This window comes from Bradyrhizobium sp. HKCCYLS20291 (assembly GCF_051167715.1).
GTDB lineage: Bacteria > Pseudomonadota > Alphaproteobacteria > Rhizobiales > Xanthobacteraceae > Bradyrhizobium.
This window is the reverse complement of sequence record NZ_JBNPTO010000002.1, coordinates 219167-240303: the sequence shown is the minus strand read 5'-3', so window position 1 is coordinate 240303 and position 21137 is coordinate 219167. Positions and strand designations below refer to the sequence as shown.

The 21137-nt window shown below is 66.0% G+C and carries 12 protein-coding genes; 8 read left to right on the top strand and 4 right to left on the bottom strand.

Annotated elements, in window-relative coordinates:
• Window positions 1-24: 24 nt before the first annotated feature.
• The gene (locus tag ACQR07_RS05110) at window positions 25-1818 is read right to left on the bottom strand and encodes a TIGR04372 family glycosyltransferase (RefSeq protein ID WP_434901254.1); all 1794 of its coding nucleotides are present in this window, start codon (window positions 1816-1818) and stop codon (window positions 25-27) included.
• On the bottom strand, window positions 1815-3857 hold the full coding sequence (locus ACQR07_RS05105) for an acyltransferase family protein (RefSeq protein ID WP_434901253.1): 2043 nt from the start codon (window positions 3855-3857) through the stop codon (window positions 1815-1817). The genes ACQR07_RS05110 and ACQR07_RS05105 overlap by 4 nt, the downstream gene beginning before the upstream one ends.
• A gap of 420 nt (window positions 3858-4277) precedes the next feature.
• Here ACQR07_RS05105 and asnB point away from each other — a divergent pair, with 420 nt between their 5' ends.
• Window positions 4278-6248: an asparagine synthase (glutamine-hydrolyzing) gene (asnB, locus tag ACQR07_RS05100; RefSeq protein WP_434901252.1), complete on the top strand. Its 1971-nt coding sequence runs from the start codon at window positions 4278-4280 to the stop codon at window positions 6246-6248.
• Between the two features lies 1 nt (window position 6249).
• Here the strand turns inward: asnB and ACQR07_RS05095 are convergent, their stop codons facing one another.
• A complete protein-coding gene (locus ACQR07_RS05095; RefSeq protein WP_434901251.1) occupies window positions 6250-7212 on the bottom strand; it encodes a lysylphosphatidylglycerol synthase transmembrane domain-containing protein in 963 nt (320 codons plus the stop codon).
• Between the two features lie 197 nt (window positions 7213-7409).
• Between ACQR07_RS05095 and ACQR07_RS05090 the strand changes: the two genes are divergently transcribed.
• The 7 genes from ACQR07_RS05090 to ACQR07_RS05060 all read left to right on the top strand — a co-directional run bounded on the left by ACQR07_RS05090 (window position 7410) and on the right by ACQR07_RS05060 (window position 20350).
• Entirely contained in the window at window positions 7410-8693 is a 1284-nt protein-coding gene (locus ACQR07_RS05090; protein WP_434901250.1) for a nucleotide sugar dehydrogenase, read from the top strand.
• An 11-nt stretch (window positions 8694-8704) separates the two neighbouring features.
• A complete protein-coding gene (locus tag ACQR07_RS05085; RefSeq protein WP_434901249.1) occupies window positions 8705-9721 on the top strand; it encodes an NAD-dependent epimerase in 1017 nt (338 codons plus the stop codon).
• A gap of 12 nt (window positions 9722-9733) precedes the next feature.
• Entirely contained in the window at window positions 9734-11146 is a 1413-nt protein-coding gene (locus tag ACQR07_RS05080) for a mannose-1-phosphate guanylyltransferase/mannose-6-phosphate isomerase (RefSeq protein WP_434901248.1), read from the top strand.
• 69 nt (window positions 11147-11215) lie between these two features.
• Complete coding sequence (locus ACQR07_RS05075) at window positions 11216-13435, top strand: tetratricopeptide repeat protein (protein WP_434901247.1); 2220 nt, start codon at window positions 11216-11218, stop codon at window positions 13433-13435.
• A 93-nt stretch (window positions 13436-13528) separates the two neighbouring features.
• Window positions 13529-15745: a tetratricopeptide repeat protein gene (locus ACQR07_RS05070; protein WP_434901246.1), complete on the top strand. Its 2217-nt coding sequence runs from the start codon at window positions 13529-13531 to the stop codon at window positions 15743-15745.
• Between the two features lie 81 nt (window positions 15746-15826).
• Entirely contained in the window at window positions 15827-18046 is a 2220-nt protein-coding gene (locus tag ACQR07_RS05065; protein WP_434901245.1) for a tetratricopeptide repeat protein, read from the top strand.
• Between the two features lie 84 nt (window positions 18047-18130).
• Window positions 18131-20350 (top strand): tetratricopeptide repeat protein, encoded by a 2220-nt coding sequence (locus ACQR07_RS05060; RefSeq protein WP_434901244.1) that lies wholly within the window; start codon window positions 18131-18133, stop codon window positions 20348-20350.
• A gap of 6 nt (window positions 20351-20356) precedes the next feature.
• On the opposite strand, the gene ACQR07_RS05055 is transcribed toward ACQR07_RS05060, so the two are convergent.
• Window positions 20357-21055, bottom strand: coding sequence for a DUF1223 domain-containing protein (locus tag ACQR07_RS05055; protein WP_434901243.1), 699 nt, complete (start codon window positions 21053-21055; stop codon window positions 20357-20359).
• Window positions 21056-21137: the final 82 nt, after the last annotated feature.

Sequence of the window (21137 nt, the reverse complement as noted above, 5' to 3'; positions counted from 1 at the left end):
AGCCGCGTGCACGGGGCTGAAACCCTAGTCCAGGAACTGCGTCTCGTACTTTTCCAGGAAGTGGCGGCTGGGCAGCGAGGCGCCGAAAAAGCCTGGGATGCTGAGTGAGGCTTCCCAACGCGCGATCAGCGGCGATCGGGCCGTGTGGCCGAGGGCGATCTGCTCGACCTCCTTGACCGTCTCCAGGATCTCGTCCGAGCTGTTCTCACCGAGAACGAGGCCGGCCTCCGAGAGCGATTCGTGGGTCGGGAACGACCATCGCCAGCGATCTGACGTGAGCTCACGCTGGGTCAGCAGCCGGCCGGCCGTGGTGCGGAGCGGCTTGAGCGCGAAGCGGGTGTTCTCAGTCCAGAGCAGGCCGATCGAGCTGATGCAGTTGACCATGACCGTCGGAACGCCGAAGCCGGTCGCGACGTAGGCAAAGCCGGACGTCGTGCCGATGAAGTAGCGCGCGTTGCGGACCAGATGGAGGTCCATCAGCGGGGACCGGAAGCTCGAGCGGGCGTAGTCGATCACGCGGGGCAGGGACGGCAGCGGCGGGACATTGGGGCCGCCCATGCGCACGACCCATCCACCCTGCGCGGTGATGTATTTGACCGTGTCGAGATAGTTCGCGAGGCTCGCATTGCGCACGGTCTCGCCGCGACCTTCCTTCTCGCCGCGTGTATTGGCGTCGCGCATGTGGAGACAGACGTACCAGTCGTCCTGCGTCATGCCGAAGTGCTGCCGCATGGCATCGAACGAGCTCATCGCCTCGTCGCTCGTCTGGAACTGGCGATCATAGGCGTCCCGCATGGGATAGCCGAGACCGCGATCGCTCCACTCCTTGAGAGCCACGGCGCCCCAATCGTTCCAGTAGCCGGCGGGCCGCTCTTCGGTGCCCCAGATCTGATGCGAGACGCCGAAATATTTGGTCAAACCACAGAGTTCGACCCAGACCTCGGGCTTCAATCCCTCCTCGAGAACGACGACGGGGCACCGCTCCTGCAACAATGACAGGAACGGCCGGTTGGCGATCCTGCCGCTATAGGTCGCGAGCAGCGGCGCGCCCTTCCACCAGCCCATCTCGCGCATCCGCAGATGCACGTCGAGATGGCCCATGTGGCCGATCAGCGCCGACCAGTCGGGCGATATCAGCTTGAGGTCCCTCATGTCGATGTCGTGGCTGTCGAGAATGCGGGCGAGCTCCTTCGACGGGCGGGGGAGATCGCGGCGGAGCCTCGACTGCAGCTGCAAGGAGCGGGCCCCAATTTGGGGTACCTGCTCGCCACGGCCGTCGTGATAGACCAGCAGCAGCAGCTTCCTGAGCGCAAAGTACAGCCATCCGCCGACCCTGCTGCGTTCGCTGCCATCCAACGTGTCAAACCGGTCGATCGCGTCGGCCATGGCGCGGTCGTTGTCGTAGATGTCGTCGTTTGGGATGGCCGCTCGATAGTGCTCCTGGCCGAGCTTTCCGTGAAACTCGAAGTGACCGAGGATGCGGCTGGTGGCCTCCAGATATTGGCTGCTGGAGCCGAGCTGGCGATCCGGACCGTATTCGATGATGTCGCAGACTGCGCGGTCGATGGTTTCGCTGTCGAGCATGAAGCGCGCGGTCTCGGACACGCCGGGGATCCGAGTCAGAAGGTCGCAGATCATTCGATACCGCGGCGAAGGCAGGTTGAAGAACTGATCGAGTCCCTTGTTGCCCGTCGTCGACCGCCAGATCAGGAAGACGAGCGTGCTGACGAAATACGGGCATCTGCGGAAGACGAACTGCGCGGTGCGAAGCTTGAAATTGGCGCCATGAGACGCGCCGGGAAAAAGGACGGATGTCATTGAGCGGGTTTTTCTAGGTCGCGGATGCTGTTCTTGAAGATCTGGGACTTGATCGCCCGAGCGAGATAGGTCGATCCCGGCACGGTGAGATGACCGGTGTCGAAGGCAGTCAGGTCGCCAGGAGCATCTCCCACGCGCGTGAGGCAGCCGGACTGGTCGCACATGACATCGAGCGGAGAGATGAACTCGACCTTCAACCGCGCCGCGATCGCCTTCAGCTTCTCGTTCTGCTCCTGGCTCGGGTATAAGCGGAAGGTCGTGCGTTCCGGCAACAGCGGATGCGTCGGATCCTTGAGGTAGTAGTCGACCAGATTCTGCGGGAGGCTCCGGCCGCGCCAGGACGGAACAAGGCCGACGATGACGATCCGTTTCACGCCCGTATCCCGAATCCTGCTCACCGTCCGCTGCAGCATCGGCTCGACGCTGGTCAGATCCACCATCCAGGTGGAGTGCAGCAGAACGATGTCCGGCTTGATATCGTCGATCTTCCGGACCACCTCCTCGTTGGCACCGGTGCAGAATGGACGCAATGGCTGGACGAAGCCGAGAGCAGGCGGACAGGCGCTCGCGGTGAGCTCCGCGATACCGAACTCGTACTCGCGCTGCAGGGCCGTCATGCCCGGGTAGAGCGCGGCGGCATAGGAGTCGCCCCACAGCAGCACCAACGGACGCCGACGATCCGCCGTGCACTCCGCTCCGAACTGGCTGGCGTCCTGCTCCGGCAAGAGAAGGCAGCTTCCGCGGCGCCAGTGCACCGCTGTCTCAGTGCCGCGGTTTGCTGCAACATAGTCTCGGACCTTCTCCGGCAGACGGCTTTCAAATCCGTCGCCCCACACGGCCACGCCCCCGGCGATCGCGAGCAGCGACATGGCACTGGCGAGCGCCACGATCCGTTTGCGCCCGAACGGTTGGAACCGAATGGGTGATTCCACGAAACGATAGGTCAGCCACGCGAGCAGGATACTGGCTGCGCCGATCGCGAGCAGACTGGGCGGGCGGAGAACGTCGTCGCTGGTCAGCCGTGCATAGGCGACCAGGGGGAAATGCCAGAGATAGAGCGGATAGCTGATCAGGCCGATGAACACGAAGGGACGGCTGCCGAGCACCCGACGATTGAACAGCGAACCGGGAGCCGAGATCAGGAGCAAGGCGCCGATTACCGGCAACAGCGCGGCGTAGCCCGGAAAGGGCATGCGGCTCGTGAGGCTGAATGCCGCCACCAGGATGAGGATGACGCCGAACGAGGCCCGAACGTCGCTTGCGACTTTCGGCAGGTGGGTCCTGCGGGCAGGGTCCCAGACGATCGCGGCGAGCGCGCGATCGATACGATCATGCGCCGCAATCAGCGCCGGCTTCTGCAGCAGCTGGCCGACGAACACGACCGCGGCGCCGGCCGCGAGCTCCCAGGCGCGCGACAGAGGAAAATAGAACGCCCAGTCCGGATGCTTGTAGACGATCGCGATGTTGAGAATGAACGATGCTGCGAAGATCGTGCTGACGAGCGTCGTCAGATTGAGTTTGGACCGGTAGGCGGCGGTGAGGATCAGCGGCCAGCCGATGTAGAACTGCTCCTCGACCCCCAGCGACCAGAGATGCAGCAGCGGCTTGTTCTCGGCGGCGATGTCGAAATATCCGATCTGCTTCAGCAGCACGAGATTGGCGGAGAACGTCGCGCCGCCGAATGTCGTCTGGCCGAGCGATACGAGTTCCTCGGGAGAGAGCGTCACGCATCCGACGGCGAAGGTGACCGCGAGCACGACGACGAGCGCCGGGAAAATACGCCGAATGCGCCGCTGATAGAAGGTCAGGATGCTGTAGGTTCCGAGCTGCAGGCTGGAATACAGGATCGAGGTGATCAGATAGCCGGAGATCACGAAGAAGATGTCAACGCCGATGAAACCGCCGCGCACCGCTTTGGGAAACAGGTGATAGATGACGACCAGCATCACAGCAATGCAGCGCAGGCCGTCGATGTCCGGTCGGTAGCTCGTATCAATGCTGACGTCGGTGCGTTTGGTGGTTTGATCTATCGGTCTCATCGCCGGGCTTTCACGCAAAACTAGCTCTATTGGCGCGAAGAACATGAAGATCGGATCGGGAAGATCGGATCGGTATGCCTGCTCGCCCCCACCGGAACCTCATCTTCGAGGTATGACGAAAATGAAGCCGCGGACTGCACTTCGATGCCAAGGTTCGCGAACCGCGGTGCATGCGGAAAGAAGCGAACTTCGGAATCGGAGCACGCAAGACCACGAGACCTGGGCGGTCCGTTCGGATTTGTACCTCACCCCATAATGCATTTTTGCGGAGCGCGATAGTTGGCTCCGTTCGCCGATATTGTATTTTCACAATCGCCGTGCAAAACCTCTCGTGCGGTGGCCCGTCGGCATCGGGTGATCGATGCGAAATGGGATGGACTTCGTCAGCTTCGCACCCAAGGAATCCGGGAAGATCTATTCATGTGCGGCATTGCCGGTCTTTTCAGTCCCGGTGGCGCCGATGAGGGCAGGCTGACCGGCGCCATCGTCCGCATGACGGAAGCGCTGGCGCATCGCGGCCCGGATGCCAGCGGGCTGTGGATCCAGCCTGCCGCAGGGATCGGCCTGGGGCAGCGCCGTCTGGCGATCATCGATCTTTCGGAGGCTGGCGCGCAGCCGATGCACAGTGCCTGTGGGCGCTACACCATCACCTTCAACGGCGAGATCTACAATCATCCCGAGATTCGCGCCGAGCTCGAGGCCGCCAACCTCGCACCGAATTGGCGCGGGCATTCCGACACGGAAACGTTGCTGGCCGCGGTCACGCAATGGGGCGTCGGGCCGGCGCTGCAGCGCCTCATCGGAATGTTCGCCTTCGCGCTGTGGGACGCGGAGACGCGGCAGCTGATCCTTGCGCGCGACAGGTTTGGCGAGAAGCCGCTGTTCTACGGCTGGAGCGGCGGCGACCTGGTGTTCGGCTCCGAGCTGAAGGCGCTTGCCGCGCATCCTGCATGGGCGCCGTCGCTCGATCGTGCGTCGCTGACCTCGTACATGCGCTACTCCTACGTTCCCGCGCCCGCCACGATCTGGACCGGCGTGCGCAAGCTGCCGGCGGCTTCGTTCATCTGCTTTGGCGCCGAAGCCACACCGGGATCCTGGCCCGCCCCGCAGGCCTATTGGTCGCTGCGTGACCGCGTCGCGGCCGCGCAGCGCGCGCGAATCAGCAACGCGACCGAGGCGACTGAACGCCTCGAGCAATTGCTGAGCATCGCCGTCAAGCGCCAGTGCTTGTCGGACGTGCCGCTCGGCGCATTTCTCTCGGGTGGCGTGGATTCCTCGACGATCGTCGCCCTGATGCAGGCGCAGGCTGGCCAGCCGGTGCGCACCTTCAGCATCGGCTTTGCTGAAGGCGGCTACAACGAGGCCGAGGATGCGCGGCGAGTCGCTGATCATCTCGGCACCGATCATACCGAGCTGTATGTCGACGCGCGCACCGCGATGGACGTGATCCCGAAGCTGCCGCGCATCTATGACGAGCCGTTCGCCGACTCCTCGCAGATTCCCACGCATCTCGTCGCGCAACTCGCCCGCCGGCACGTCACCGTCGCGTTGTCAGGCGATGCCGGGGACGAGTTGTTCGGCGGCTACAACAGGCATGTCTGGGGCGGCGCGCTGCAAGCGCGTCTTGGCCGCTGGCCGCTGCCGCTGCGGCGCGCACTCGGTGCCGCGCTCGGCGCCATCGCTCCGGAACCGGCCGACACCGTCCTCGGGGCGTTGCAGCCGCTGCTGCCGGGCCGGTTCAAGGTCCGGCATCCCGGAGATCAGGTTGCCAAGCTCGGACGTCTCGTTGCGGCTGATGGATTTGACGGCTTGTACCGCGCGCTGTGCTCGATCGATCCGGATCCGACGCATACGGTGCTGTCGGGCGAGGAGCGCGCGAGCTGGGCCGGCGAGCAGATGCGACAGGGCGTGGCGGATCTCGACCCGCTCGATCGCATGACGCTCGCGGATTCCCTGAGCTATCTGAGCGACGACATCCTGCAGAAGGTCGACCGCGCCGCCATGGCGGTGGCGTTGGAGACGCGTGTGCCGTTCCTCGACAAGGACGTCGTCGAATTCTCAACCCGTGTTCCGGCCGGGATGAAGGTGCGCGACGGTCGCGGCAAGTGGCTGGTGCGGCAGGTCCTGTACCGCCATGTCCCGGCCGAGATGATCGACCGGCCGAAGACCGGCTTCAGCATTCCGCTCGATGCGTGGCTGCGCGGGCCGCTGAAGTCGTGGGCCGCAGACCTGTTGTCGCCGGCGCGATTGAAGCGGCAGGGCCTGTTCGATCCCGCGCGCGTGACGCGCATGTTCGACGAGCATCTCAGCCGCCGCCACAATCATTCCTACTGGCTGTGGAACGTGCTGATGGCCGAGGCGTGGCACGACGAATGGGCCGGCGCCCGGTAGCTCAGTCTTCGACCGTGGCGGGCACGGTCATGCCGCCCTTGCCCTTCTCGGCGCTGAGGATCCACACCACGCCGCCCATGCCGCCGACGATGAAGTACACCGCGCCGAACAGGATCGAGACCACCGTGCCATCGGCCGGCGCCAGCCCGGCATAGCCGAACGCGACCATCATCGTCGCCTCGCGCACGCCCCACCCGGCGATCGAGATCGGCAGCATGGTGATCAGCATGATCGGCGGCGTCAGCAGGAACAATTGCTCGAATGCGGCAGATGCCGCGATCGAACGCACGGCACACCAGGCGATGACGACCGCGAGCACGTGGATGGACAGCGACAGCACGGCGATCTTCGCGGCCGTCGTCCTGCCAAAGATCACCTTGCTCGCGATCACCGAGCAGGCATAGACGTGCCGCGTCGGCCACCACGCCTTCATCCAGGCGGCGGGAAGAATGCCAATGGTGAGGAAGCCGACGCCGGCCGCCAGCGCCGCGGCATCGACCAGCACCAGAGCGAGCCGTCCCTTGTCGTCGGCGATCATGCCGTAGCTCCACGGCAGGCTGGCGACGATGATCAGCGCCAGCGCGATGAAGCCGACGGCGCGATCGGTCAGGATCGAATAACTGGCCGCGCGCCAGCCGGCGCCGGTGCGGCCGATCAGCCACAGGCGGACCGCATCGCCGCCGATCGAGGAGGGCAGGGTCTGATTGAAGAAGGCGCCGATCATGTTGTAGCGGAACGCCCTGAGATCCGTCAGTGGGGCGCCGCAGAGCGCCGAGATTTCCCGCCAGCGCAGCGCGCCGATGAAGATCTGGCAAATCGTGATGGCGACCGCCAGCACGATCCAGCCGATGCTGATCTGGCTGAGCCGCTCACCGATCGCAGCGAAGTTGATGCCGCGGAGCGCGAGATACAGCAGCGCGAGCGACACCACGATCCGGAGGAGAAGAATCAAAAACGCACGCATGCCAGGCTGGCTTCGCTCTTGGTTTGAAACGGCCCAAGCCGAGTGCGAGACGCGCAACTCCCGTCCTGGCGAGATGATCGGACCCCTGCAAGGTGCGAGCCGTTGCGCGGCCGACCCCTTGCGGTCCTGATGCCCCGGTGGCTAAACAGTCGCAGGGGTGGCGTCAATGGCCTCCGAAACGACCGGAATATCAATTTATGTCTCATGGCCGGAAGATTGCGGTGATAGGCCTTGGTTACGTCGGCCTGCCGGTCGCCGCTGCGTTTGCGCGCGCGGGCTGCCCTGTCATCGGCTTCGACATCGATGCTGGCAGGGTCGCCGAATTGCGGGCGGGGCGGGACCGGACCTGTGAGGTCGATGCGGCCGATCTCGGCCGTCCGGGGCTGCGCTTCACGAGTGAACCGGGCGAGATGGCCGCGGCCGATTTCTTCATCGTCACGGTCCCGACGCCGATCGACAGCGCCCGCCGGCCCGATCTGAGCGCGATGCTGGCCGCCACGCGGACGGTCGGCGGCGTGCTGAAGCGCGGCGACATCGTGGTCTACGAATCCACAGTGTATCCCGGCGCGGTCGAGGAAGATTGCGTCCCGCTGCTCGAGGGTTGCTCGGGGCTCAAGGCCGGCGACGGTTTCAACGCCGGCTATTCGCCTGAACGCATCAATCCCGGTGACAAGACGCATCGCTTCGAGACGATCATGAAGGTGGTGTCGGCGCAGAACCCGCAGACGCTGGAGATCGTGGCCGCCGTCTATGGCTCCGTCGTCACCGCGGGCATTCACCGCGCGCCCTCGATCAAGGTCGCCGAGGCGGCCAAGGTGATCGAGAACACCCAGCGCGATCTCAACATCGCGTTCATGAACGAACTCTCGCTGATCTTCCAGGCGCTCGAGATCGACACCGGCGACGTGCTCGCGGCGGCGGCGACCAAGTGGAACTTCCTGCCGTTCACGCCGGGGCTGGTCGGCGGGCACTGTATCGGCGTCGATCCCTATTATCTGACCTACCGCGCCGAGAAGGCCGGCTATCATCCCGAGGTCATCCTCGCGGGTCGTCGCATCAACGACGAGATGGGCCGGCGGATCGCGCGTGAATGCATTCGCGGGCTGCTGAAGCGGAAGGGACGCAGCGGCGTCGTGACGATTCTCGGCATGACCTTCAAGGAGAACGTGCCGGATATCCGCAATTCCCGCGTGATCGACATCATCAGCGAATTGCAGTCGTTCGGCGTCGACGTGCAGGTCGCTGATCCCTTGGCAGATGACGCCGCCGTGCATGAAGAGTACGGCATCGGCCTCACGGCGCTCGACGCGCTCCGTCCTGCCGATGCCGTCGTGCTCGCCGTCTCGCACGACCAGTATCTCGCGGGCGGCTGGCCCCTGGTGCAGCGACTCCTGCGCGAGGACAGCGGCCTCGTGCTCGACGTCAAGATGAAGCTCGACCGCGCCAGCAAACCCGCCGCCATCGAACTGTGGCGACCCTGACGGAGCCTATCATGGCAGACCATCCCATCCTCGTGACCGGCGCCGCCGGCTTCATCGGCTTCCACCTGACACAGCGGCTGCTCGCCGAAGGACGCGAGGTCGTCGGCATCGACAACGTCAACGCCTACTACGATCCGAAGCTGAAGGAGGCGCGGCTCGACATTCTGAAGGCGCAGCCCGGCTTCACCTTCCACAAGCTCGATCTGGTCGATCGCAGTGGCATCAAGGCGCTGTTCGCCACGCACCGCTTCCCGGCGGTGGTGCACCTCGCGGCGCAGGCCGGCGTGCGCTACTCGCTGGAAAATCCGCACGCCTATGTCGATGCCAATCTCGAGGGCTTCATCAACGTGCTCGAAGGCTGCCGTCATCACGGCTGCGGGCATCTGCTGTTCGCGTCCTCGTCGTCCGTCTATGGCGCCAACACCAAGCTGCCGTTCTCGGTCAGGGACAATGTCGATCATCCGATCAGCCTCTATGCGGCCAGCAAGAAGGCCAACGAACTGATGGCGCATTCCTACAGCCATCTGTACCGGCTGCCGGCGACGGGGCTGCGCTTTTTTACCGTTTATGGCCCGTGGGGCCGGCCAGACATGGCGATGTTCATCTTTGCCAAGGCGATCCTCGCGGGCCAGCCGGTGAAGCTGTTCAATCACGGCCAAATGCGGCGTGATTTTACCTATGTCGACGACATCGTGCAGGCGATCGTGCACCTGATCGGCCGGCCGCCACAGGGAAACCCGGATTGGGATGGAAACAAGCCCGACCCGTCGAGCAGCCGCGCGCCATGGCGGATTTACAATATCGGCAACAATCACCCCGAACAGCTGACCGACGTGATATCGCTGCTTGAGAAGGAATTCGGGCGGCCGGCCATCAAGGAGATGCTGCCGATGCAGCCGGGAGACGTCGAGGCGACCTACGCGGATGTCAGCGATCTCGAGCGTGACATCGGCTTCCGGCCCTCGACTTCGATCGCCGACGGCATCGCGCGATTCGCGCGCTGGTATCGCGACTACCATCGGATTTGAGGATTTTACTACATGACCGGACGCATCATCCCTCTCATCATGTGCGGTGGCGCCGGAACCCGGCTCTGGCCGGCGTCCCGCGAAGTCCGGCCGAAGCAGTTCCTGCCGCTGTTCGGCGCCAGGTCGACGTTCCAGGACACCCTGCTGCGGGTCTCCGACGCGGATCTGTTCGCGCGCCCCACCATCATCACCAATGCGGCGTACCGCTTCATGGTGCTCGAGCAACTGGCCGAGATCGGGATCGAGGCCGACGTCCTGCTGGAACCGATGCGACGCGACTCCGGTCCGGCGATCGCGGCCGGGGCCGCGTTTGCGCAGTCCCGCGATCAGGATGCCGTGGTGCTGGCGCTCGCCGCCGACCACGTCGTACGTGACAAGGCGGCGTTTCTGGCGGCCTGCCGGCAGGGGCTGGCGGCGGCGGAAGCCGGTCGCATCGTCACCTTCGGGGTCAATCCGGAACGCGCGGCCACCGAATACGGCTATATTAGCCCGGGTGCGGCGGTATCTGGCGAAGTTCGCGCGGTGGCGAAATTCGTCGAGAAGCCGGATCAGCCGACCGCCGAGCGCTACATCGGCGAGGGTTACCTCTGGAACAGCGGCAACTTCATGTTCCGCGCGTCCGTCCTGCTCGACGAATATCGCAAGTTCGATGCGGGCAGCGTGCAGACGGTGGCGGACGCGGTGAGCAAGGCCGGCCGTGATCTCAGCTTCATCATCCTGGACTCCGACGCCTTCGCCGCGGCCAAGCCGATCTCGATCGACTATGCCGTGATGGAGAAGACCGAGCGGGCCGCCGTGGCGCCGGTGTCGTGCGGCTGGTCGGATGTCGGCTCCTGGCACGCGGTCTGGGAGCTGTCGGACAAGGACGGGCAGGGCAACGCCGCGCGCGGCACCGCCGTGTTCGAGGACTCCCGCAATTGCAACGTCGTTACCGACAAAGCGCTGGTCGCGCTCGAAGGTGTCGACGATCTCGTGGTGGTGGCCGCCCAGGACGCCGTCCTGGTGTCGCGGCAGCGCGATGCCAACGGATTGAAGCGGCTGGTCGCCAAGCTCAAGACCGTCGCGCCCGAGGTGACCGAAGCCCATATCAGGGTGCACCGTCCCTGGGGCAGCTACCAGTCGGTCGACAATGGCGAGCGCCACCAGGTCAAGCGCATCATCGTCAAGCCCGGCCAGCGGCTGTCGCTGCAGAAGCATTATCACCGCTCGGAGCACTGGATCGTTGTCCGCGGCGCGGCCCGGGTCACCGTCAACGAGATGGTGAAAACCGTTCACGAGAACGAATCGATCTACATCCCGATGGGCGCCGTGCACCGGCTGGAAAATCCCGGCAAGATCCTGCTGGAGCTGATCGAGGTCCAGACCGGGTCCTACCTCGGCGAAGACGACATCATCCGAATCGAGGATGATTACCGCCGCGAGTAAAGCGGGGGTCTCGCCGCGAATCACGCGAGCCGTGCTAGACAGCCCCGGAACGGTCCCCGGAGAGCTTCGTTGCAAAGCACGATCGGATCGCGCGCGTTCCAGAACGCGCGCCTGCAGAAGAAGAACCGCAAGCAGGCCGATGGCCTGATGCCTAAGGCCGTCGAGGCCTATCGGGCAGGGCGGCATGCGGATGCCCAGGCGATCTGCGGGCAGGCGCTTGGACTCGTCGCCGACCATTTCGATGCGCTGCATCTGCTCGGCGCCTCGGCGCTCGACAGCGGCCGCTTCGATCTGGCCGAGCAGGCGCTCGCGCGCGCCGTCGCGATCGAGCCGCGCAATGCCGAGGCTCTCGCCAATCTCGGTCTCGCGCTGTTCAGCCTCAAGCGCTACGAGGAGGCACGCGCGGCGCAGGAGCGCGCCATTGCGCTCAAGCCCAATTTCGCGACGGCATGGACCGGCCTCGGCAACACGCTGATGAACATGCAGCTGTTCGCTCAAGCGATCGAGGCGCATGATCGTGCCATCGCGCTCAAGGCCGACTTCGCCGACGGCTATTGCAACCGGGGCATGGCGCAGCTGCTGTTGCAGCGTAACGAAGACGCCATGCAGAGTTTCGATCGTGCCTTGGCGCTGGCCCCGCGGCACATGCAGGCGATGTTCGGCAAGGGGCTCGTCAGCATCAATCTGCGCCACCTCGAGCAGGCGCTCGACGCCTTCAATGCTGCGCTCGCCATCAAGCCCGGAGCGGCTGCCGTGATCGCGCAGCGCGGCCGCCTCTACGTGCAGATGGGACGGTTCGCGGAGGCCGATGCCGACTTCGAGGCCGCGCTGGCGATCGATCCCAGGCTGGAGTCTGCCTTGCTCGGCAAGGCGCATGTGGGCGTGCTGACCGAGCGGATCGCCCCGGCGATGCTCGCCTGCAAGCGCGTGCTCGAGCAGAATCCGAACTCGGAGGTCGCGCTGATCTGGCTCGGCGCCTGTCTGGCCAGGCAGGGCGATACGGCAACCGCCATCCAGCATTTCGACCGCGCGCTCGAGATCAAGCCCGATTTCGAGGATGCGATCCTGAAGAAGATCTTCGCGCTCGATTTCTATCCCGGTGCCGACGTCGCCGTGCACCAGGCCGTCAGGCGCGAATGGTGGGAGCGCATCGGTTCACGCATCCCGCAGCGCCAGCTCGCCTCGATCGACCGCGATCCGGAGCGCCGCATCACGGTCGGCTACGTGTCGTCGGACTTCCGCAGCCATTCCGCCGCGCTGACCTTCCTTCCGGTGCTTCGCCATCACGACCACGGCGCCTTCAAGGTCATCTGCTACTCGTGCTCGCCGCAGGTGGATTCCGTCACCGAGCAGTGCAAGGCGGCGGCCGACGTCTGGGTGGATGCCACGCAGTTGTCCGACGATGAGCTCGCCGATCGCATCCAGGCGGACCAGGTCGACGTTCTCGTCGATCTCTCCGGCCATTCGGCCGGCAACCGCCTGACTGTGTTCGCGCGCAAGCCCGCGCCGGTCCAGGTCACGGCCTGGGGCAACGCCACCGGCACCGGTCTGCCGACCATGGACTACTTCTTTGCCGATCCTGTCACGGTGCCCCAAGCCGTTCGACCGCTGTTCGCGGAACAGGTTTATGACCTGCCGGCGCTGATCACGACGGACCCGCTGCCGGACGCGAAGCCGACGCCGCTGCCGATGCTGCACAAGGGCCATGTCACCTTCGGTGTCTTCAACCGCATCGACAAGATCTCCGATCAGGTCCTCGACGTCTGGGCAGCGCTGCTGCGCGCGGTCCCGTCCGCGCGCATCGTGATCAAGAACGGCGCGCTCGACGATGCCTTCCTGCGCGATGGGCTGATCGCGCGGTTCATTGCTCAAGGCATCGCGGAGAGCCGGCTGACCTGTCTCGGCGCGTCGACGCGCCAGGAGCATATCGCGGCCTTTGCCGAGATCGACATCTCGCTCGATCCGTTTCCGCAGAACGGCGGCGTGAGCACGTGGGAATCGCTGCAGGCCGGCGTGCCGGTCGTGGCCAAGCTCGGCAACAGCTCGGCCTCGCGCGCCGGCGGCGCGATCGTCAAGGCGATCGGTCTCGACGACTGGGTCGCCGAGGACGATGCCGGCTACATCGCGATTGCGCTGAAGCACGCGGCTGATCCGGCAGAGCTGGCCCGCCTCAGGGCCGAGTTGCCGGCGCGGGTGGCCAATTCATCTGCCGGCAACGTCCAGACCTACACGCGCAAGGTCGAGGAGGGCTATCGCCAGTTCTGGCGCAATTACTGCGCTGCCGGCTGACGGCTGCTGCGCGGATTGCGCGGCGTAGCCCGTTGTGTTCTCGAGTCCCATTCAGTGAGTGAGTGCTTTGCGTCAAGTCCGTGGAGGCCGCTCTTGGCAGGCAATGTTGGTTCGCGCGCATTTCAGAATGCGAGACTCCTGAAGAAGCATCGCAAGCAGGTCGATGACCTCCTGCCGCGCGCGGTCGCGGCCTATCGCGCCGGACGGCTCGCCGAGGCACAGGCGATGTGCGGGCAGATCCTGGCGCTACTCCCCGAGCATTTCGATTCCCTGCATCTGCTCGGCGTGGTGGCGCTCGACGGCGGCCAAACCGAGCTCGCCGAGCAGGCCCTTACGAAAGCGGTCGAGATCGAGCCGCGCCATGCCGAGGCGCTGTCCAATCTCGGCCTCGCGCTGTTCAATCGCAAGCGCTACGAGGAGGCCCGCAAGTGTCAGGAGCGCGCCATCGCGGCGCGGCCGAATTTCCCCGCTGCTCTCACCGGCCTCGGCAATACGCTGATGCATCTCGGCCTGCCGAACGAGGCGGTGGCGGCGCATGACCGGGCGATCAAGCTGAAGCCGGACTACGCCGACGCCTATTGCAACCGGGGCATGACGCTGCTGACGCTCGAGCGCAACGCTGAGGCAAATGAGAGCTTTGGCCGCGCGCTCGCGCTCAATCCCCGGCACATGGAGGCGAAATTCGGCACCGGGCTCGCCAGCGTGGCGCTGCGCCATTACGACGCCGCGCTCGCCGCGTTCGATGCCGCACTGGCCATGAAGCCGGGATCGGCCCGGGTCATCGCCCAGCGCGGCCGGCTGCATTTGCAGGCGCACCGGTTCGACGAAGCGGGAGTCGATTATGATGCCGCGCTGGCCCGTGAGCCGGACTCGGAGCCGGCGCTGCTCGGCAAGGTGCAGATCGGCCTGAACAACGGCAACATCGCATCGGCCTTGCAGGCCTGCCGCAGACTGCTCGATATCAATCCGAAGTCCGAAGCGGCCTGGGGCTGGCTCGGCATCTGCTGCGCCACGCAGGGCGACCTCCCCACGGCCCTGCAGCACTTCGACCGGGCGCTCGAGCTCAAGCCCGACTTTGCCGACGCCGTCACAGCGAAGATCTTCGCGCTCGAATTCTGGCCCGACGCCGATTTCGCGCAGCACCAGGCGGCGCGACGCGACTGGTGGGAGCGGATCGGACGCCACCTTCCGCAGCGCGTCCTGGCGCCGCGCGACATGGATCCGGAGCGGCGCATCACGATCGGCTATGTGTCGTCGGATTTCCGCAATCATTCCGCAGCTTTTGTGTTTCTGCCGGTGCTGAGGCACAGCGACCGGCAGAACTTCAAGACCGTCTGCTACTCCTGCTCCGTCATTCAGGACGAGGTGACGGAGCGCTGCCGGGCTGCCGCGAGCGAGTGGGTCGATGCGTCGCAGATGTCGGACGACGAACTCGCCGACCGCATCCAGGCGGATCAGGTCGACATTCTCGTCGATCTCTCCGGCCATTCGGCCGGCAACCGGCTGCCGGTGTTCGCCCGCAAGCCGGCGCCGATTCAGGTCACGGCCTGGGGAAGCGGGACCGGCACCGGCCTGCCGACGATCGACTACTTCTTCGCCGATCCCGTCACCGTGCCCGAAAGCGCGCGCCATCTGTTCGCCGAGCAGGTCTATGATCTGCCGGCCGTCATCACCATCGACGCGTTGCCGGCTCCCGCGTCGAGCCCGTTGCCGATGCTGCGGACCGGCGCTGTGACCTTTGGCGTGTTCAATCGCATCGACAAGATTTCCGACCCCGCGTTGCGTGTGTGGTCGCGGCTGATGCAGCAGCTGCCGGGCTCGCGGATCGTCGTCAAGAACGGCGCACTCAGCGATCCCGTGCTGCGCGACGGCCTGATCGCGCGCTTTGTCGCCCATGGCGTGCCGCTGGAGCGCATCACCTGTCTCGGCTCGTCGCCCCGGGATCAGCACATCGCCGAGTTCGCTAACATCGACATCTCGCTCGATCCGTTCCCGCAGAACGGCGGTGTGAGCACCTGGGAGTCGCTGCAGGTCGGCGTGCCCGTCGTCGCCAAGCTCGGCCACAGCTCGGCCTCGCGCGCCGCGGCGGCCATCGTCAAGGCGGTCGGCAGCGACGATTGGGTGGCTGAGGATGACGACGGCTACATCGCCATCGTGCTGAGACATGCGGCGCAGCCCGAACAGCTGGCCCGCCTCAGGGCAGAGCTGCCGGCGCGCGTCGCTGGCTCTGCCGCCGGCAATGTCGAGACCTACACGCGCAAGGTGGAGGAGGGCTACCGGCAGTTCTGGCGCCGCTACTGCGTGGGCTGACGGATCATCTCGACGGCATTGCAAGATGCCGTCATCGAACGTGTCCCTGTATCTCTTTGCGTCCCCTTTGGAGGCTGTCCCTTGGCTAGCGATGTCGGTTCCCGCGCGTTTCAGAATGCGAGGCTGCAGAAGAAGCACCGCAAGCAGGCCGATGCGCTGATGCAGGATGCCGTCACGGCCTATCGCAGCGGCCGTCTCGCCGAGGCGCAGGCGATCTGCGGCCAGATCCTGGCGTTGCTGCCGGACCATTTCGACGCGCTGCACCTGCTGGGCGTCACGGCGCTCGACGGCGGCCAGAGCGAACTCGCCGAAGGGGCGCTGACGAAGGCGGTAGAGATCGAGCCGCGCCATGCCGAGGCGCTCTCCAATCTCGGCCTCGCGCTGTTCAACCGCAAGCGCTTCGATGACGCACGCAAATGCCAGGAGCGGGCGATTGCGCTCAAGCCTGGTTTCGCCGTCGCGCAGACCGGGCTCGGCAACACGCTGATGCGGCTCGGCCTGCCGGCGGAGGCGATTGCCGCGCATGACCGGGCGATCGCGCTGAAGCCCGATTATGCCGACGCCTACTGCAATCGGGGCATGGCGCTGCTCCCGCTCGGTCGCCACGCGGAGGCCACCCAGAGCTTTGATCGCGCGCTGTCGCTGAATTCGCGCCACATGGAGGCGCTGTTCGGCAAAGGTCTTGTCAACCTCGACCTGCGTCATCTCACCGAGGCGCTGGCTGCCTTCGATGCCTCGCTTGCGATCAAGCCCGGTGCGCCGCAGGTGCTCGCGCAGCGCGGGCGGGTGCATCAGATGTCCGGGCGGTTCGCTCCTGCGATGGCCGACTACGAAGCGGCGCTGGCGCGTGATCCGATGCTGGAAGTCGCGCTGCTCGGCAAGGCCCAGCTCGCCTATTTCACCGACATCTCGGTGACGGTGAATGCCTGCCGCAAGGTGCTGGAGCAGAATCCGCGCTCGCTGGACGCCTGGCTGTGGCTCGGTATCTGCTTCGGCAAGCAGGGTGAGGTGGAGGCTGCCGTCGCGCATTTCGATCGCGCCCTCGAGATCAGGCCCGACTATCCCGAGGCGATGACGGCCAAGATCTTCGTCCTCGAGTTCAAGCCCGGAGCCGATTTCGCGCTTCACCAGGCGGTCCGGCGCGAATGGTGGGAGCGCATTGGCGTTCACATCGCACGCCGGCCGGCGCCGGTGCGCGACCTCGATCCGGAACGGCGCCTGCGGATCGGCTACGTGTCCTCGGACTTCCGCCAACATTCGGCGGCGCACACCTATCTGCCGGTGCTGAGGCATCGCGATCGGCAGAACTTCTTTCTCGCCTGCTACTCCTGCTCGCCGGTACAGGACTCCGTCACTGAAAAGTTTCGCGCCTGTGCCGACGTCTGGGTCGACGCCACGCAGATGTCCGACGACGAGCTGGCGGACCGCGTCGAGGCGGACCAGATCGACATCCTCGTCGATCTCTCGGGCCACACGTCCGGCAACCGGCTGCCGCTGTTTGCCCGCAAGCCGGCGCCCATTCAGGTCACGGCCTGGGGCAGCGGCACCGGAACGGGCTTGCCGACCATCGACTACTTCTTCGGCGATCCCGTGACGGTGCCCGAAGCGGCGCGCCCGCTGTTCGCGGAGCAGGTCTATGATCTGCCTGCCGTGATCACGACCGAAGGCGTGCCGGGTATCGTGCCCGCGCCGCTGCCGATGCTGCAGAACGGCCACATCAGCTTCGGCGTGTTCAACCGGATCGACAAGATCTCGGACGCTGCGCTCGAGGTCTGGACCCGGATCATGCACGCGCTGCCGGACTGCCGCATCGTCATGAAGAACGGCTCGCTCGATGATCCCCTGCTGCGCGACCGCCTGCTGGCGCGCTTCGCCGCGCATGGCGTCGCGCCGGAGCGGGTGGTCTGTCTTGGGCGGTCGAGCCGCGAGGAGCAGATGGCGCAATTCGCGCAAGTGGACATTTCGCTCGATCCGTTCCCGCAGAATGGCGGCGTCAGCACCTGGGAATCGCTGCAGGCCGGGGTGCCCGTCATCGCCAAGCTCGGGCTGAGCGCGGCCTCGCGCGCCGCAGCCGGGATCGTCACATCGGTCGGGCTCGGCGAATTCGTCGCCGAGACGGACGAGGCCTACATCGCGCTCGCCGTGAGCTGGGCGTCCAAGCCTGAGGAGCTGGCCAGGATCCGCGCCGATCTGCCAAGCATGCTGGCAAGCTCCGCGTCCGGCAACGTTGCGACCTACGCGCGCAAGGTCGAGGAGGCCTATCGGCTGTTCTGGCGCCGGCATTGTGCCAGCGCCGGCTGACCGCCGTCTGCGGCGGGCTCCCGCCATGCCGCGAATGAGTTCATCGCGTTCCGTTTCGGCCCACCGCCTTGAGGAGCCACGTCTTTGGCAAGCAATCTCGGCTCTCGCGCCTTCCAGAATGCGAGACTCCAGAAGAAACACCGCAAGCAGGCCGATGAGCTGATGCCGCGCGCCGTCGCGCTTTACCGCGCCGGCCGTCACGCCGATGCGCAGGCGATCTGCAGGGAAATCCTTGCGCTGCTGCCGGACCATTTCGACGCCCTGCATCTGCTCGGCGTCGTGGCGCTCGACGGCGGGCAGCTCGAACTCGCCGAGCAGGCGCTGACCAGGGCGGTGGAGATCGAGCCACGCCATGCCGAGGCGCTGTCCAATCTCGGCCTCGCGCTGTTCAGCCGCAGACGCTACGAGGAGGCGCGCAAGTGCCAGGAGCGGGCCGTTGCGCTGAAGCCCAATCTGCTCGTCGCGCTCACCGGCCTCGGCAATACCCTGATGCATCTGGGCCTGCCCGGCGAGGCGATCGCGGCTCACGACCGGGCGATCGCGCTGAAGCCGGACTATGCCGACGCCCATTGCAACCGCGGCATGGCCTTGCTGCCGCTGGCGCGCAATGTGGAGGCCAACCAGAGCTTCGATCGCGCGCTGCAGCTCAACCCGCGGCACATGGAGGCGATGTTCGGCAAGGGGCTCGCCAGCATCAATCTGCGCCATTCCGACGACGCGCTCGTGGCCTTCGATGCCGCGCTGGCGATCAGGCCGCGCGCGGCCCAGGTGCTGGCGCAGCGCGGCCGCCTGCACCAGCAGGCCGGGCGGTTCGATCAGGCGATGGCCGATTTCAACGCGGCACTGGCGATCGATCCGCGGCATGAGGTGGCGCTGATGGGCTTCGCCCAGCTGAGCGTGATCAGGGACAACATCGCGCCGGCGATGGATGCGTGCCGCAAGGTGCTGGAGCTGAACCCGCAGTCGGAAGTGGCCTGGACGTGGCTCGGCGAATGCTTCTGCAAGCAGGGCGACCTCGCCGCGGGCTTGCAGCATTTCGAGCGCGCGCTCGAGATCAAGCCCGATTTCGGTGATGCGATCACCGCGAAGATCTTCCTGCTCGACTTCATGCCCGACACCGGCTTTGCCGAGCACCAGGCCGTCAGGCGCGAATGGTGGAACAGGATCGGCGCCCAGATCGCGCGCCGGCCACAGCCGCAGCGCGATCGCGATCCAAAGCGGCGGCTCACCATCGGCTATGTCTCGTCCGATTTCCGGTCGCATTCGGCCGCGCTGGTGTTCCTCCCGGTGCTGCGCCATCACGATCACGGCGCTTTCAGGATCGCCTGCTATTCGTGCTCGCCGCTGCAGGACGCGATGACGGCGCAGTGCCGTGCCGCCGCCGACGTCTGGGTCGACGCCTGGCAGATGTCGGACGAGGAACTCACCGACCGCATCGAGGCCGATGGCGTCGACATCCTGGTCGATCTCGCCGGCCATTCCGCGGGCAACCGCCTGCCGGTGTTCGCGCGCAAGCCGGCGCCCGTGCAGGTCACGGCCTGGGGCAGCGGCACCGGCACGGGCCTGCCGACGATGGACTACTTCTTCGCCGATCCGGTGACCGTGCCGGAATCGGTGCGTCATCTGTTCGCCGAGCAGGTCTACGACCTGCCGGCCGTGATCACCACCGATCCGCTGCAGGGATGGCAGCCGACGCCGTTGCCGATGCTGCGCAACGGCTACGTCACCTTCGGCGTGTTCAACCGCATCGACAAGATCTCCGATCCTGCGCTCGCGCTGTGGTCCCGGCTGATGGCGGCGCTGCCGGATGCGCGGATCGTCATCAAGAACGGTGCGCTGGACGATGCGCTGGTGCGCAACGCCCTCATCGCCCGCTTTGTCGCTCACGGCATTGCGCAGGAGCGCATCACCTGCCTCGGCCTGTCGTCGCGCGAGCAGCACGTTGCGCAGTTCGCCGCGATCGACATGTCGCTCGATCCGTTCCCGCAGAACGGCGGGGTCAGCACCTGGGAGTCGCTGCAGGCCGGCGTGCCGGTGATTGCCAAGCTCGGCCATGGCGCGGCGGCGCGGGCCGCCGCGGCCATCAACACCGCGGTCGGGCTCGGGGCGTTCGTGGCCGAGGACGATGACGGCTACGTCGCCATCGCCCTGAAGCATGCCGCGCAGCCCGCCGCGCTGGCGAAGCTGCGCGCGGAGCTGCCGGCGATGGTCGCGAACTCCGCCGCCGGCAATGTCGAGACCTATACGCGCAAGGTGGAGGAGGGCTACCGCCTGTTCTGGCAACGCTACTGCACCTCCTCCTGATCGCTTCTACAGCCGCGCGGCGCCGACGATGCGTCCGTCCGGGGCTTCGAGCAGCACCGCGACATCCTCGCCGTCCGGCATCGGCTCGTTGAGCCGCAGGGACGTGCCGCTCCAGTTGCCGAGCGCGCGCACCGAGCGCACCACGTTCAGCTCCTCCAGCGTGCGGCCGCCATTCTCGCCGCGTCCGATCGCGGTCTCGTGCCGGCGGTCGAAGCCGACCAAGAGGACGCGGCCGCGTCCCTCGCCGGCGCCGACCTCGACCGTCAGCTTGTCGCCGCTACGGCTCAGCTTCACGCTCGCCACGGTCGCACTCGCGCGTCGCGCCCGATCGATCGCCGGCCCGACCTCGGCCCGGTTGGAGCCGACATGGCCGCTGACGCCGTCGATGACGATCTCCGGCGTGTAGGAGCCGTCGCCGAAGCGGCTGCCGTAGCGGGCCTGGCGATCGGTCGCCGCCGGCAGCGAGAACGGATCCTTCCAGCCGAGCCGGTCCCAATAGGTGACGTGGAACGCCAGCGGCAGCACGTCGCGGCGCTGCCGCACCATCTCGTTGAGATAGGCATTTGCAGGTGGGCAGGACGAGCATCCTTGCGACGTGAACAGCTCGATCACGACCGGCCGTTCCGCGGCGGCGGCCGGTGTGACCGACATGGTCAAGGCGGCAAACAGGGAGGTGCCAAGGAGGGAGGCGAGGCGGACGGTCATGGATGTTTCTCCAGCGATGCGACATCACCTCCTTCGCGTGATGAACGTGCCGCGTTACCTTCCACACGGGAGCGTGAAGGCG